Source organism: Pseudomonas sp. MF08817, from assembly GCF_059862705.1.
In genome coordinates this window covers 240445-254249 of sequence record NZ_JCBCUY010000001.1, presented here as the reverse complement: position 1 = coordinate 254249, position 13805 = coordinate 240445, and the positions used below count along the sequence as shown (strand labels likewise).

Here is a 13805-nt window from a genome sequence, read left to right as displayed (position 1 = left end):
ACGCAGGAGCAAGTAAACATGGACACCAGCAAATGCCTTCTCATCACCGAGACCGACTCCAACGCGGATGGCGTCTCTGAAATCATCATCGAGTTCGTGACTCGGGAACGGGGCTTTGAAAACGACGATGCGGTCGACCGGATCACCGACGCCTATGCCGTGCGGGTGACCAAATCCACGCCGGGCGGGGCCTTTGACCGGGTCTACAACAACAGCGACCTCGACGGCGACCAGGATGTGGACGGCGACGACAAGCGCTTGTTGCTCGACCTCGCCACCGCGGTCGAACGGTTCAACCTCAATGACTCGTCCAAATAGGAAACCGCGCAGCCAACCCCCGCAGCGGCCCAAACCGTAGTAGCAGCCGTTGTTGGCGTCCGGCCGCTGGATGCGCTGGCGTTCGAGGCCTGGGTGGCGCAATCGCGGGTGCAGGCCTGAGGCACGGGCAAAAAAAACGGCGGCCCGAGGGCCGCCGTTTTTTCATTGCCGGGTTTTGACGCTTAGTCCGCCAATTTGTACGCAATTACATAGTCGCCCTGCTTAGTGCCCAGGGAACCGTGGCCGCCGGCGACGACCAGCACATATTGCTTGCCGTCCTTGCCGGTGTAGGTCATGGGCGTGGTCTGGGCGCCTGCGGGCAGGCGGCCTTGCCACAGTTGCTTGCCGTTTTTCACGTCATAGGCGCGCAGGTATTGGTCCAGGGTTCCGCTGAGGAAGGCCACGCCACCGGCGGTGGTGAAGGTGCCGCCCAGGCTCGGGACGCCCATGGTCAGGGGGATGGGCACCGGCGCGCTGTCGCGCACGGTGCCGTTTTTGTGCATCCAGATGGTTGTGTGGGTGGTCAAATCAACCGCCGCCACGTAACCCCAGGCTGGCGCCTGGCACGGCAGGCCCATGGGCGACAGCAGCGCTTCGAGCACCACGCCATAGGGCGCGCCTTTGTTCGGTTGCACGCCTTCGGTCTCGCTGACGCGTGGGCCTTGGGCGGCGATCTCCGAGGCCGGAATCAGCTTGGAGCGGAACGCCATGTAGCTGGGGTTGACGAAGGCGATCTGGCGTACCGGGTCGACTGAAATACCGCCCCAGTCGAACACACCGAAGTTACCCGGGTAGACGATCGAGCCTTGCAGCGAGGGCGGGGTGAACGGGCCGTCGTAGCGCAGGGACTTGAAGTCGATACGGCACAGCAGCTGGTCGAACGGCGTCACGCCCCACATGTCACGCTCCTTGAGGGGCGGTGGCATGAAGTTCAACTCGGACTTGGGCTGGGTCGGCGAAGTGTGGTCGCCTGCCACCGCGCCTTGCGGCACCGGCACTTCGTGGATCGGCACGATGGCTTCGCCGGTGCGTCGGTCCAGCACGTAGATGCTGCCCTGCTTGGTCGAGGCCAGCACGGCGGGTTTGACGCCGTCGGCGGTTTTCAGGTCCATCAGGGTGGGTTGGCCGCCCACGTCCATGTCCCACAGGTCATGGTGAGTGAACTGCATGTACCAGCGCACCTTGCCGGTATCGATGTCCAGGGCGGTCAGGCCGGCGGCGTATTTTTCCGACTTGGGGGTGCGGTCGCCGCCGTACTGGTCGGGGGTCTGGTTGCCCATGGGCAGGTAGAGCATGCCGAGCTTTTCATCGACCGCGAACATCGACCACATGTTGGGCGAGTTGCGGGTGTAGGTTTTGCCCTCGGCCAGCGGCGTGGTGTCGTCGGGGTTGCCGCTGTCCCAGTTCCACACCCGTTTGCCGGTGTGCACGTCGAAAGCGCGGATCACGCCGCTGGGCTCGTCGGTGGAGACGTTGTCGGTGACATGGCCGCCGATCACCACCAGGTTTTTCGTCACCGCCGGTGGCGAGGTGGAGTAGTAGCCACCGGCCGTGAAGCCACCGATGTTGGCGCGTAGGTCGACTTGGCCCTTGTCGCCGAAGTCTTCGCACATCTTGCCGGTGTCGGCGTTGAGGGCGATCAGGCGGGTGTCGGCGGTGGGCAGGAAGATCCGGCGCGGGCAGGCGTTGGCCGTGGCCGCTGGGCTTTGCTCGGTGCTACTGGCGGCGTAGGCGGCGTCATCGTGGTACGCCACGCCACGGCAGGTCATGTGGGCCCAGCCCTTGAAGTTCGCCGCGTTCTGCGTCGAGAGCTTGGGGTCGAAGCGCCAGATTTCCTTGCCGGTGTCCGGGTCCAGGGCGATCACCTGGCTGTGGGGCGTGCACACGTAGAGCATGCCGTTGACCTTGAGCGGGGTGTTTTCCGCGGTGGTTTCGCCCGGGTCGTTCGGCCCGGGCAAGTCGCCGGTGCGATAGGTCCAGGCCGGCACCAGTTTGCTCACGTTCTGCGCGGTGATCTGGGCCAGGGGCGAATAACGGTCACCGTGGGCGCTGCGCCCATAGGAGTTCCAGTCGCCATCGGCCTGGGCCGGGGCCGTGTTGGCCATGCCGGGCACGCTGTCGCGGTCCAGTTCGCCCTTGATTTCGCCGGGGTTCGTGAACTGGCTGGCCAGCGCCGCGGCGCCAGCGATGACAACCGCCGCGCCGAGGGCGCCAGTGCCCATGCCTGACGGTTGGCCACGCAGCAGCGGCCGGCGCAGCCAGGGCAGCAGCAGGACGATACCGATGGCGAAGAACATCGCCAGGCGTGGCACCAGTTGCCACCAGTCCAGGCCCACTTCCCACAGGGCCCACACGGTGCTGGCGAACAGCACCAACGCGTACAGGCCCAGCGCTGCGCGGCGGGCCGCCAGCAGCAGGGCGCCAGTGGCAATCAGGCCGATACCGGCCAAGACGTAATACAGGGAGCCGCCGAGCAGGCTCAGCTTGATCCCCCCGGCCAGCAAGGCCAGGCCCATTAGCGCAAGCACGATACCGAGCAGGCTCGGCAGCAGGCGGCTGCGACTCAAAGCACCATCAGTGCCCATAGTGTGGTTCTCCGTGACGTTGAGAGTGGTCCCGCGCTGGTTCACTGTAGATGACGATCAGGCGCGGGCTTGGTTCAGATAAGTAAGTAGGGGCTTTGAGCCCTGGGCCTTCCTCGGTGGCAGGGTGCGCTGCGGTGGGAGCGAGCCCTGCTCGCGATGGCGGCTTTGCATGCGGCCGATCTAGCGCTATCGCGGGCAAGCCCGCTCCCACAGGTTTCTCTGGCGTGGGTCAGAACGACGACTGAATTTTGACCCCGCCGATCAACGCGTCATCGACGCGGCTGACCCCGCCGGGGTGGCGGATGTATTGCAGGTTGGGGCGCACGGTCAGCCAGTTGGCCAGGTGGATGCCGTAATACAGTTCGGCGCTGTACTCGGTGTCCTGGGGCGGCAGGTAGCGGGCGTCGTCGTAGTCGGCCACTACGCGGGCGCGGTTCTGCGCCTGGGCGTTCTTGCGGTACGCCGGGTTGACGTGCACCCGGGCCAGGGCGAAGCCGATGTCGTCTTTGGTGCGGGCGTCGAACAGGCCTTTGTAAACCACGCCAGCCTGCACGTAGTTATCGATGGCGTTGGTTTTCTTGTCGTGCAGCGTCGCGTTGGCGAACACATTCAAGCCCCGGGACCGGTCGCTGGCGCGGCTGGTCAGTTGCTGCTGCGCGCCGAGCCAGAAGCCGTGCTTGCTGGAGGCGCTGCGGTAGCTTTCACCGCTCAGGGCCGCGGGTTGGCCGTGGCTGTCTTGGTACACATCGCGGGCATTGGCGTTGCTGTAGTAGTAACCGGCGCGGTACTCGCCCGGCAGGCTGTTGAGCGCCGGCGTCCACACCAACTCCACCGGCAGCACCGCGCCCTGGGTGCCGCTGCCGCTGAGCTTGAAGCCGTTGCCGCGGTCCAGGTTCGAGGGGTTTTGCTCATAGGCGCCGACTTGGGCGTAGAGCTGGGGAGTGAGGTGGTATTTGACCCGCAGCGCCCACTGGCTGACCGGCCAGTTGTACCAGATGTCGCCGGCCCAGTTGCCCACTTGCGAGCCGCAGAACGCCAGGTTCTGGAAGTCGCAGGGGAAGCTGTTGAAGTCTTCGCCTTGGCCAAAGCGGCCGGCCTTGATGTCGAGTGCCTGGTCGAAGAATTTCTGCTGGTACCACATCTGTGTCAGCCGCCAGGTCTGGCCACGGCCCCAGACTTCCTGGGCCGAGGTGAAACCGCCGACCCGTGGGTCGTTGATGCGGTCGTTGCTGATGTTGTCGCCGTGGCGCTCGGTGAGGGTCAGTTGGAACTCGGCATGGTCCCAACCCAGAATCTTGTCCAGGTCCAGGTGGCTGCCAAAGCCGAACTGGCCGCTGTAGCGGGTGGTGTGGTGGTGGTCGTAGCCGCCGTGCAGGTTGCTGCCCGTCTCGCCGGTGTAGTCGATCTTGAAGTCGTAACCCTGCTCAGACAGCGCTGTCCGGGTACCGCCCCAATCACCCAGCATCCAGTTCGAATCGCGCTCCAGCGCGGGCGTGGCGTGGGCGCAGAGGGCGAACCCCATGGCGCCGAGGCCGCCGAGCAGGCGCAGGGAATGGGTGGGAAAGGTGCAGCGCAAAGGGTGTAAAGCAGGCATAGAAATGAGGTCTTGGTGAAGTGCGGGGGGCGGATGCAAGCCGCGGCCATTGGCAAAAAACGCGCCGTGACGGGCCTGTCGGGCGAAAGTGAATCGTTTCAGCGTGTGACAGAAAGGATAAAGGGCCTTCTCCCCAAGAGAAAGCCCTTTTATTGACATGGATCATTTCAGGTTTGGTAACAGTGTGGCTCGAACGCTGTGGGTTGGGCCGTCCCGGTAGGCGCGGGCGAGCCCGCGCCTACCGAGGGTGCTTCTCAAGGGGGGGCTTAGAATGTCGTGCGCAACCCCACCTCCACCCCTCGGCCTTGGGCCGGGGCGATGTCGCGCAGGATCGAGCTGGCGTAGCGCACGGTTTGGTTGGTCAGGTTTTCGCCTTTGACGAAGGCCAGCCATTGGCTGGCGCCGATGTCGAAGCGGTAGCCGGCGCTGGCGCCCAGGGTGGTGTAGCCGTCGGTGGCGCTTTCGTTGGCCGGTACGCGGTGTTGGCTGCTGGCGTGTTCGACGTCGATGCGTGCCTGCCAGCGTTCCAGTTCCCACAGCAGGCCGCTGTTCAGGCGCAGCGGGGCGATGCGGGGCAGGGCCTGGCCGTTGTCGAGGTTTTTCGCGCGGGTGTAATCGCCGGACAGCTCCAGGGCAAACTTGCCGTAGGCATTTTCTCCCAGTGTCCAGCGATCCTGGGCTTCGATGCCGCTGAAGCGCGCCCGCACGCCGGAGTAGCCGTATTCGGGGATGCCGTCGGCGTCTTCTTCGCCTTCGTCATTGAGGTTGCGCCCCGTGCCGAGCAGGCCGATGTAGTGGGAGAAGTGGCTGTAGAACAGCCCCACGCTGCCCTTGTGCACGCCGTTGTCAAAGCGCAGGGCCAGGTCGCTGGACACGGCTTTTTCCTTGTTCAGGCCGGCGTCGCCCACTTCATAGGTGCCGGTGGCGACGTGGGCGCCGTTGGCGTACAGCTCGTAGAAGGTCGGCGCGCGTTCGGTGTAGCCCAGGGTCGCGGCCAGGGACCACACCGGCGTCAGGCTGTACACCGCGCCGGACGACAGGCTGGCGGCGTTGAAGCGGCTGGCCTGGTCGGCCCGGGCGAAACGCTCGTTGCCCTGGCTGTCGGGGGCGATGCGGGTGTGCTCCAGGCGCGCGCCCAGGCTCAGTTTCAGGCGTTCGCTGGCTTGCAGTTCTTCGAGCACGAAGAGCGCGGCGCTGTTGGTGTCGGTTTGCGGTACGAAGGCTTCCTCGCCCAGGGCAGAAAATTCGCTGCGGCTGAACTGGGCGCCGACCACGCCTTCCACGGGGCCCAAGGGCTGGTGCCGGGCCTCGATACGCGCTTCGTAGCCCTTGTTCTTGAAGATCGTGCCGACTTCGCCGTCCTCGATTTCCCGGTGTTCGTAGTCGGTGTAGGCGGCGTCGAGCTTCACCGAGCTGAACGGCCCGTTGAGGTTGCGCAGTTGCGAGGCGAAGGCGTAGTGATCCTGCTTCATGCCAATGCGCACGCTGTCTTCGGCCGGCGAGCCGTAGTTGGCGTCGTAGTTGCTGTAGGAAAGCCCCGCATAGCCGTCGTCCCAGGTGTAGGCACCGCCCACCGCGCCGCCGTCCTGGCGCCCGTCGCTGTTGCCCAAGCGGCCCTTTTTGCCATTACCGTCGTCGCTGGCGGGGGCGTGGCGGCTGCGGGCGAAATCGGGGATTTTCAGGTCGTTGAACTGCCGCGAGTTGGCGTCCAGGTGCAGGGCGAAGGTGCCGTTGCCAGCCTCTAGTTTGCCCGCGCTGCTACGGGTGGTGTCGGCGCCACCGTAGCGCAACTCGCCCGCGCCCTGGATACCGTCGATGGCGGCGGTGGGGATGCGGTTGTCGAAGCTGTTGACCACGCCGCCGATGGCGTTGCCGCCGTAGAGCAGGGCGGCGGGGCCGCGCACGATCTCGATGCGCTCGACGTTGACCGGGTCCAGCGGCACCGCGTGGTCATAGGACAACGACGAGGCGTCGAGGGCGCCGACGCCGTTGCGCAGAATGCGGATGCGGTCGCCATCCAAGCCCCGAATGATCGGGCGGCTGGCGCCCGGGCCGAAGTAGGAAGACGACACGCCAGGCTGCTTGTTCAGGGTTTCCCCCAGGCTGCCTTGCTGTTGCAGGGTCAGGGCGTCGCCTTCGAGCACGCTGGCGGGGGCGGCCAATTGGCTGCCCAAGGGGTTGGCGGTGATGATTTGCGGTTGCAGTTGCAGGGCATGGGCCGGGGCGCCGAACAGCAGCGCGGCGCACAGCGGCGTCAGGCGCCAGAGCAGGGGGCGAGAGGCGGTGGGGAGCATGGAGCGTTCCTTGGCAAACGGAGGGGATTGAGACGAAAGGGTGGGTTACGTTATGTAATAAGATAACATTTCTTTTCGTGGCTCAAGGGGAACTTTTCCGTCGTGGTCGCCAGCGGCTACAGTCAAGGCAGCGCTTCCACCGGGGCGGCCCGTCGGCTAAGGTGCGCGGCTTCCTTCCCCACTTCGCTCAAAGGCCCGGCATGACCGCAACCGACACCAACCCCCTGCACGGCGTGACCCTGGAACAGATCCTCAACGCCCTGGTGCAGCACTACGAATGGACGGGGCTGGCCGAGCGCATCGATATCCGCTGCTTTAAAAGCGACCCCAGCATCAAGTCGAGCCTGACCTTCCTGCGCAAAACCCCGTGGGCGCGGGAGAAGGTCGAGCACCTCTACGTCAAGTTGATGCGCACCAAGCGCCCGCACTAAGCCATGCACGCCGTCGCCCTGGGCCGTCATCAGCGCTGGTTTGTCACGGCGGCGGCGTGGCTGGGCTGGGCGGGGTTGGCGATTCAGTTGTATTTGATTTTGAGCCTGCGCTGGGCGGCCGAGGCCAGCCTGGTGGGCGGGTTGGTGAATTTCTTCAGTTTCTTCACGGTGCTGAGCAACACCCTGGTGGCGGTGGTGCTGACCTGCCACCTCAGCGCCCGCAACGGTGCGGCACGGCGCTTTTTCCTCCAGCCGTGGGTCAGCAGCGGTGTGGCGGTGAGCATTGTGGTGGTGGCGGTGGCCTACAGCCTGTTGCTGCGCCACTTGTGGCAACCCCAGGGCTGGCAACGGGTGGCGGATCAATTGCTGCACGACGTGATGCCGCTGCTGTTTGCCTTTTACTGGTGGCGCTGGGTGCCTAAGGGCCGCTTGCGTGTGGCGCATGTGGCGCTGTGGGCGGCGTACCCGCTGCTGTACTTCGGCGCGGTGCTGCTACGCGGCGAATCCATTGGCTTATACCCCTATCCCTTTATCGACGTGGGCAAACTGGGTTATCCACAGGTGCTGCTCAATGCCGTGGGGATTCTGCTGGGGTTTGTCGCGGTGGGGCTGGCGCTGGTGGCGCTGGATCGGCTCCTGTGGGCGCGAGCTCGCCCGCGATAGCGATCTTGAGGGCGCCATCGCTGGCAAGCCAGCTCCCACCTGAACCCCATGCCAGCCTGCTTCACTCATCCAGCGTGCTATCCAACCGCCAGTAGCCGACAGCCTTGACGTACTGCTCGTCGAGCCCGTGTTCGTCGAGCAGCACCCGGCGCAGTTGCCGCGACAGCTTGGTTTCGGTGGCGATCCAGGCGTACAGCGAGCCTGCGGGAATGGTCAGTTGGCGCACCGTCTCCAGCAAATTCTGTTCACCGCGTATCACCCAGGTCACCTCGACCTGCGCCGGGCTTGGCAGCGCTTGGCGCTCGGCGGCGTTGGCGATCTCGATCACCGCGTGCACCCGGCGCTGGCCCGTGAGCCCTTCGAGGCGGCGGGCGATGGCGGGCAGGGCGGTTTCGTCGCCGATCAGCAGGTAGCTGTCGAAAATGTCCGGCACCACCATCGAACCCCGTGGCCCGGCGATGTACAGCGCCTGGCCGACGCGGGCCTGCTCGGCCCAGGTCGAGGCAGGGCCGTCGCCGTGGAGCACGAAATCGATATCCAGCTCGAGGCTGTCCGGGTCATAGCGGCGTGGCGTGTAGTCGCGCATGGCGGGCATCGGGCCGCCGTCTTTGGCGCCGATCACCAGGGTTTTCATGGCTTCGTGTTCGGCCGCGGTCTGGGGGAACAGCAGCTTGACGTGGTCGTCCGTGCCGACGCTGACAAACCCGGCCAACTCCGGCCCGCCGAGGGTGATGCGGCGCATGCGTGGCGTCAGGTCGGTGATGCGCAGCACCTCCAGGTGCCGGCGCACGATGGGATGGCTGACGCGGTGGATGCGCTGTTGATTCACTTCATTCATGGGGCTGCTCCTGTTGGGGCTGGACGGCGGGGCCGTCGACAATGGCTTTGGCGGTGTTGTTGAGCAGGTCGCGCACCCGCAGGATTTCTGCCGGGCTCCAGCGCCCGTGGTGCAACTGCAAGGCGTGGCGCAGGTTATGCACCGCCTCGTGGATTTCGGCCGGGCGGTCGTGGCCGCGCAGCGAGCGTTTGCTGACGTCGATGCGCATGTACACGCCGCTCAGAGCGATGGCCTGGTCCTGCAACGACAGGCGTCCGGCGTCGGTCACGCTGTAGCGCTTTTTCCCACCTTCGGCGTCGCCACTTATCAGTTCGCTTTCTTCCAGGAACGTCAGGGTCGGGTAGATCACGCCGGGGCTGGGGCTGTAGGCGCCGTCGAACATGCCTTCGATCTGGCGGATCAAGTCGTACCCGTGGCAGGGCTGCTCGGCGATCAATGCCAGCAGCAGCAATTTCAGGTCGCCGGGGGCGAATACTCGGGGCCCACGGCCGCCGCGTTCGCGGCCGGGGCGTTTTTCGAAGCCGTCACGGCCGTCGTGGCGGGGATGCTGCTCGCTCATTTTGTCGTTCTCTATGCAGGTTTAGATACAACTTAAGATATATCTTTAGGCGCATGCAAGAAGAAAAAACCATCGCCACCGGCTCACGGCCCCACCGGCCAGGCAAAAAGGCTCCGAGTCGAAACCCGCCGGTGTGTATGTTTTTTGACCCGACAGAAGGCGGATTCTTGGCTATGTTTTTTATGACAGTTAAATGAATTCCAGACTATTGGCCGGGTGTAAATGCCGAGGTTGCCTGGCAAGTAGTACTTGTCTTACAGTTAACCTCAATCTGTGTGGTTAGTTGTTTTTTATAGTGTGTAGTCGGTCTCTTACAGCCAATAAGTTGATTTTAATAAAAGCCTGGTTATTTCTTTCCATTCCTCTTGTTATATGGCTACACATTTAACTGAGGTGTCTTACTTAATTTTGTTGCGAATTGGCCGATCATGCCCCGGCACTTGAGGCGGTCACGAAACTTTCGTGGCCCAAGTTCAGGCGTCTAGTTGATTTGGCGGAAACTTGGGTTTCCGGTCTTCTGCTGAATCGAAAACACACTTTTAATGGTCCACACAGGTATTCAAACGATGCTCAAGAAAATGGCAGTCATGGTTGTTCTGGGGCTCGCGTCGTCGAGCGTTTTTGCAGCAGGCGAGGCAACCAGCATCATCAACATCTCCGCCACCATCCCGACCAAGCAGTTCCACGTGCTGCCCAACGACCCGAACTGGGGCCGTAACGAGGTGATGAACTACAACCCGGTAACCGGCCTGTTGAGCAGCTTGCGCCAGGTGTACAACGTGAAAAACACCGATGGTTCCGTGCATGCCTACATCGAGGGCGGCCCGGCTGCACTGACCAACGGCTCCTCTTCCATCGCCCTGACCACCACCTTCAACGGCAAGACCCTGACCGGCACCCCCCAGGAAGTGGTTGACGATGCCGCCTCCACACCGGGTACCCAGGCCGACATGGTGATCGTCGCGGCCAAGCCTGCCGATACCCAAGCCGGTGAGTTCACGGCCAATAACATGACCGTGGTGTTTGATAACGTGCCGCGTGTTACGCCGTAACTAAGCATGCACGGTATTTCATAACAAGAAGCCGTATCTCCGGCCGTTCGGTAGTTTTATCGCTCGGCCGGGACTTCCCTGTTGATTGTCTGCAGTCAGAGTATTTTGTTCATGTTCCCGATGACATCTATCGCGGCCGCGCTTGTCCTGTTTTTAACCTCGGTCATGACAATTTGCGTTGCGGCCGAGGGCACCACGCCACGCAGTTTATTGAACCAGGCTAAAGGCCTTCCATCGGACTTTGAAGAACACTTTTTCGATGTACCCCTGGCCGTGCGCGTAGAGCGCGACCAGCAACTCGTCGGCGAAGCCATGGTGGTGTTGTCCCGCGATGATCGGTTGACCCTGATTAACTTTACCGACCATGACAACAGCCCCGTCACTGCCGACGAACGCGACCGTTGGGCCGCGTACCTGAAGCAGGGCGTGGCCCTGGGCGGCTGCGCCACGGGGTGTATTGAGCAATTGGTAGCGGTGCACTACAACCTCGAAGAATCTCTGGTGTCGCTGCTCACCGAAAACGTCGAGCGCGATGCCGACGAACCTGATTACCACAGCCAGCCCAGCGAAGGCAGCCAAGGGCTGATGCTGACCCAGCAACTGAACCTCAATGGCGGCCAGGGCCAGGACCTGGGCGGGCGACTGGGCCTGGAGGCTAACGCCAGCCTGGGCAACTGGACCCAGTCGATGAACATGCAGTTGTCTCGCCTGGGCGGGCCGGACGACAGCACGCTGTACCACGCGGTGTACTCGCTCTACGGCCAGCGCGAACTGGATGGCCACTTCCTGCGCCTGGGCTACTTCACCCCCAACGCCGAAGGCCTGACGCGCCAGTTGCGCTCGTTCGGTGCCAGCCCCGACACCGCGTTGGGCGTGATGTACGGCAGCTCCGACACCCTGGCTATCAACAATCCCAAGCCTAGCGTGTACCCCATCTACGTCACTGCCAACCGCCAGGGTTCGGTGGAGATCTACCGCAACGGCTTGCTGGTCAATACCCAAGCCGTGGCCGCCGGGTTGCAGAGCCTGGACACCCGGCCACTGCCTGGCGGCATCTATGAAGTGGAAGTGCGCTTGATCGAGGATGGTCTGGTCACCAGCACCACCCAGGAGTTGGTGTACAAGCCCAGCAACTGGCGTAACCACGACGAGCGCTGGCGCTACAACCTGTTTGCCGGGCGCGAAACCAAACTGCTGAGCAACTGGGACGAGCAATCGAGCGGCGCAATGACCGCCGGTGCAGCCGTCAATTACTTGCTGCACCCGCGGTTGATCGTCGGCCTCTCCGGGCGCCAGGTGCGCGATCACCTGCAACTGGGCACCTCGTTGGACTGGAGCCTGGCCAACGCGGTCAATCTCTACGCCAACCTGTATCAGACCCAGGAGTACGGCACCGGCGCCGACCTGAACCTGCTGTACCACTACGGCAACGGCAGTGTCGCGTTCAACCACACCCGCAGTTGGCTCGATACCCGCAATACCTACGAGATCCTGCCCGACGGCACGCGTATCCGCCATCGCAGCGACTTTGTCGGCCAGACCAGCAATTCATCGCTGTCGCTCAACCATCGCCTGGACCGCAGCAACTCCCTCAATGCACGCCTGTCCCACAGCCAGGGCAACACCCAGGGCACTGGCCTGGACGTGGGTTGGATGCAGCGTGCCCGTTGGCTGGGCAGTGACGGGTATTGGCGCCTGTCGCTGTTTGACCGCCCGGGCAGCCTGAGCAGCGGCAGCCAGCGTAACCGTGGCTTCGACCTGACCTTCAACCTGGCCCTGGGGGGGCCCAGTGACCACCGGCACTGGGCCGCCAGCCTGGGCTCGCGCACCTCCCGCGAAGGCGAGCGCGACCACAACGCCGCGGTGAGCTACCGCCGTGACCTGCAAAACCATGTGCTGCAAAGCGTCTCCGCTACTGCCAGCGCCGACACCTACGGCGTGGGGCTGTCCGGCATGGCCAGTTTCGATACGCGGCAACTCAACGGTGACGGCTTTGTGCAGCGCTCTTCGTTCAATGGCGACCTCACCGGTGGCCTGAACCTGAGCAATACCCTGGCCGTGGGCGGCGGGGCGATGGCCTTGACCAGCCTGCCCCAGGGCCAGGGCGCGGGGATGATTGTGGACGTGGAGTCGGATGTCGACGACGTCGTTATCCGCGCCGATGACCAGGGCGGTGGGAGCACGCGCTTGCGTACGGGGCGTAATTTCATCCCTATCACCGCGTACCGCAACAGCTCATTGAGCTTCGACTTCGAAGGCAATCACGCCCCGGCGGCGACGATTCAACCGGCCCGCTCCAACTATCACCTGAACCGGGGCGCGGTGGACTACCGCAAGGTCAGCGTGATGAAAACCGTGACCATCCTTGGCCGGCTGCTGGACGCCGAAGGTCGCCCCCTGCGCGGCTACCACGTCATCAACCACGCCAGCCGCGGCGTGAGTGAGGTGGACGGGTTCTTCTCCATGGAAATGAATGCCAATTCGCCGACCTTGGAAGTGCGCTCGGGGGAAAACGTGATGTGTCAGTTCCGTCTCGATCCGGCCAACGCGAGCGCCGAGAGCGACGTGTTGATGATCGGTGACTTGCGCTGCACCCCAGACACCCTGGCCACGCCAGGCAGCAACGCCGGCGACGCCACCCACGCCGGCATTTTTTAACGCCATTGAAGATTGAGGTTGGAACTGGATGAAAAAGCTATTGGGCCTGAAAAGCATGCTTTTGCTGGGCATTCTCGCGTGCGCCCCGGCGTTGCAGGCCGGGCCGCAAATTAACGTCGGTGTGGTCTACGACTACCTCGACGGCGATAAAGGCACGTACCTCAAACGGGTGTTCAACGGCGGCGACAGCACGGCGTTCGTGCGCATCAGCATCATGGAAATCTTCTACGACGAGCAGGGCAACATCAGCGAGCAGCCCCTGAAAGACCGGGGCGACAGCAGCAAGGATGGCCTGATCGCCAGCCCCGCGCGGCTGATTGTGCCGGCCAATGGCATGCAAAGTACCCGTTTGCTGTTTTTGGGCGACCGTAGCCGCGAGCGTTACTTTCGCGTGCGTTTTGTACCGGTAATGCCCGAGAAGGAAGACGAGTTCGCCGTCTCCGAACAAGAGCGCGCCGAGTACAAGGAAAAGTTGACCGCTGGGGTCAATGTATTGGCCGGGTACGGCACGGTGTTTTTTGTGCGGCCCAACGATACGAAGTTCAACAGTGTGATCGACAACAGCGCGCAACAGTACCGCATCCGTAATAACGGCAATACCGTTGTTGTGGTCGATGAGTTCAAGGACTGTGCGATCAACAGTGAAACCGACTGCGCGCCGACCCTTAAACACCACATCATGGCGGGGCATGCCTTCGAGTTTAATAAACAACCGGGGCGCCATTATTTATTCACCCTGGTCGAGGGCGCCAAACAAACCAAGATGGATATCCGAGGTTAAGTGGCGTGTTGAATCTATTGATAAGTATCAGG

General features: G+C 63.3%; 11 protein-coding genes. 6 read left to right on the top strand and 5 right to left on the bottom strand.

Going from position 1 to position 13805, the window contains the following annotated elements:
- Positions 1–18: 18 nt before the first annotated feature.
- A complete protein-coding gene (locus AC19YR_RS01160) occupies positions 19–318 on the top strand; it encodes a hypothetical protein (RefSeq protein WP_500596816.1) in 300 nt (99 codons plus the stop codon).
- 182 nt (positions 319–500) lie between these two features.
- Here AC19YR_RS01160 and AC19YR_RS01155 read toward each other — a convergent pair whose 3' ends face one another.
- From AC19YR_RS01155 to AC19YR_RS01145, 3 genes are all read right to left on the bottom strand, one after another.
- Complete coding sequence (locus tag AC19YR_RS01155) at positions 501–2903, bottom strand: glucose/quinate/shikimate family membrane-bound PQQ-dependent dehydrogenase (RefSeq protein ID WP_500596815.1); 2403 nt, start codon at positions 2901–2903, stop codon at positions 501–503.
- A 229-nt stretch (positions 2904–3132) separates the two neighbouring features.
- A complete protein-coding gene (locus AC19YR_RS01150) occupies positions 3133–4497 on the bottom strand; it encodes a carbohydrate porin (protein ID WP_500596813.1) in 1365 nt (454 codons plus the stop codon).
- Positions 4498–4763: 266 nt separating this feature from the next.
- Complete coding sequence (locus AC19YR_RS01145; protein ID WP_500596812.1) at positions 4764–6791, bottom strand: TonB-dependent receptor; 2028 nt, start codon at positions 6789–6791, stop codon at positions 4764–4766.
- A gap of 200 nt (positions 6792–6991) precedes the next feature.
- Here AC19YR_RS01145 and AC19YR_RS01140 point away from each other — a divergent pair, with 200 nt between their 5' ends.
- Together AC19YR_RS01140 and AC19YR_RS01135 are read left to right on the top strand one after the other, a co-directional pair.
- Positions 6992–7222: a VF530 family protein gene (locus AC19YR_RS01140; protein ID WP_095107976.1), complete on the top strand. Its 231-nt coding sequence runs from the start codon at positions 6992–6994 to the stop codon at positions 7220–7222.
- 3 nt (positions 7223–7225) lie between these two features.
- On the top strand, positions 7226–7885 hold the full coding sequence (locus tag AC19YR_RS01135) for a Pr6Pr family membrane protein (protein ID WP_500596810.1): 660 nt from the start codon (positions 7226–7228) through the stop codon (positions 7883–7885).
- A 61-nt stretch (positions 7886–7946) separates the two neighbouring features.
- On the opposite strand, the gene AC19YR_RS01130 is transcribed toward AC19YR_RS01135, so the two are convergent.
- Both AC19YR_RS01130 and AC19YR_RS01125 read right to left on the bottom strand, forming a co-directional pair.
- Positions 7947–8723 carry a siderophore-interacting protein gene (locus AC19YR_RS01130; RefSeq protein WP_095107978.1) on the bottom strand — a complete coding sequence of 259 codons (777 nt, stop codon included), beginning with the start codon at positions 8721–8723 and terminating at the stop codon, positions 7947–7949.
- Entirely contained in the window at positions 8716–9282 is a 567-nt protein-coding gene (locus tag AC19YR_RS01125) for a PadR family transcriptional regulator (protein ID WP_095107979.1), read from the bottom strand. The genes AC19YR_RS01130 and AC19YR_RS01125 overlap by 8 nt, the downstream gene beginning before the upstream one ends.
- 566 nt (positions 9283–9848) lie before the next feature.
- Between AC19YR_RS01125 and AC19YR_RS01120 the strand changes: the two genes are divergently transcribed.
- From AC19YR_RS01120 to AC19YR_RS01110, 3 genes are all read left to right on the top strand, one after another.
- A complete protein-coding gene (locus tag AC19YR_RS01120) occupies positions 9849–10334 on the top strand; it encodes a CS1 type fimbrial major subunit (protein WP_500596809.1) in 486 nt (161 codons plus the stop codon).
- A gap of 111 nt (positions 10335–10445) precedes the next feature.
- A complete protein-coding gene (locus AC19YR_RS01115; RefSeq protein ID WP_500596807.1) occupies positions 10446–12992 on the top strand; it encodes a TcfC E-set like domain-containing protein in 2547 nt (848 codons plus the stop codon).
- 28 nt (positions 12993–13020) lie between these two features.
- A complete protein-coding gene (locus AC19YR_RS01110) occupies positions 13021–13773 on the top strand; it encodes a molecular chaperone (protein ID WP_371856225.1) in 753 nt (250 codons plus the stop codon).
- The last annotated feature ends 32 nt before the right edge of the window (positions 13774–13805 follow it).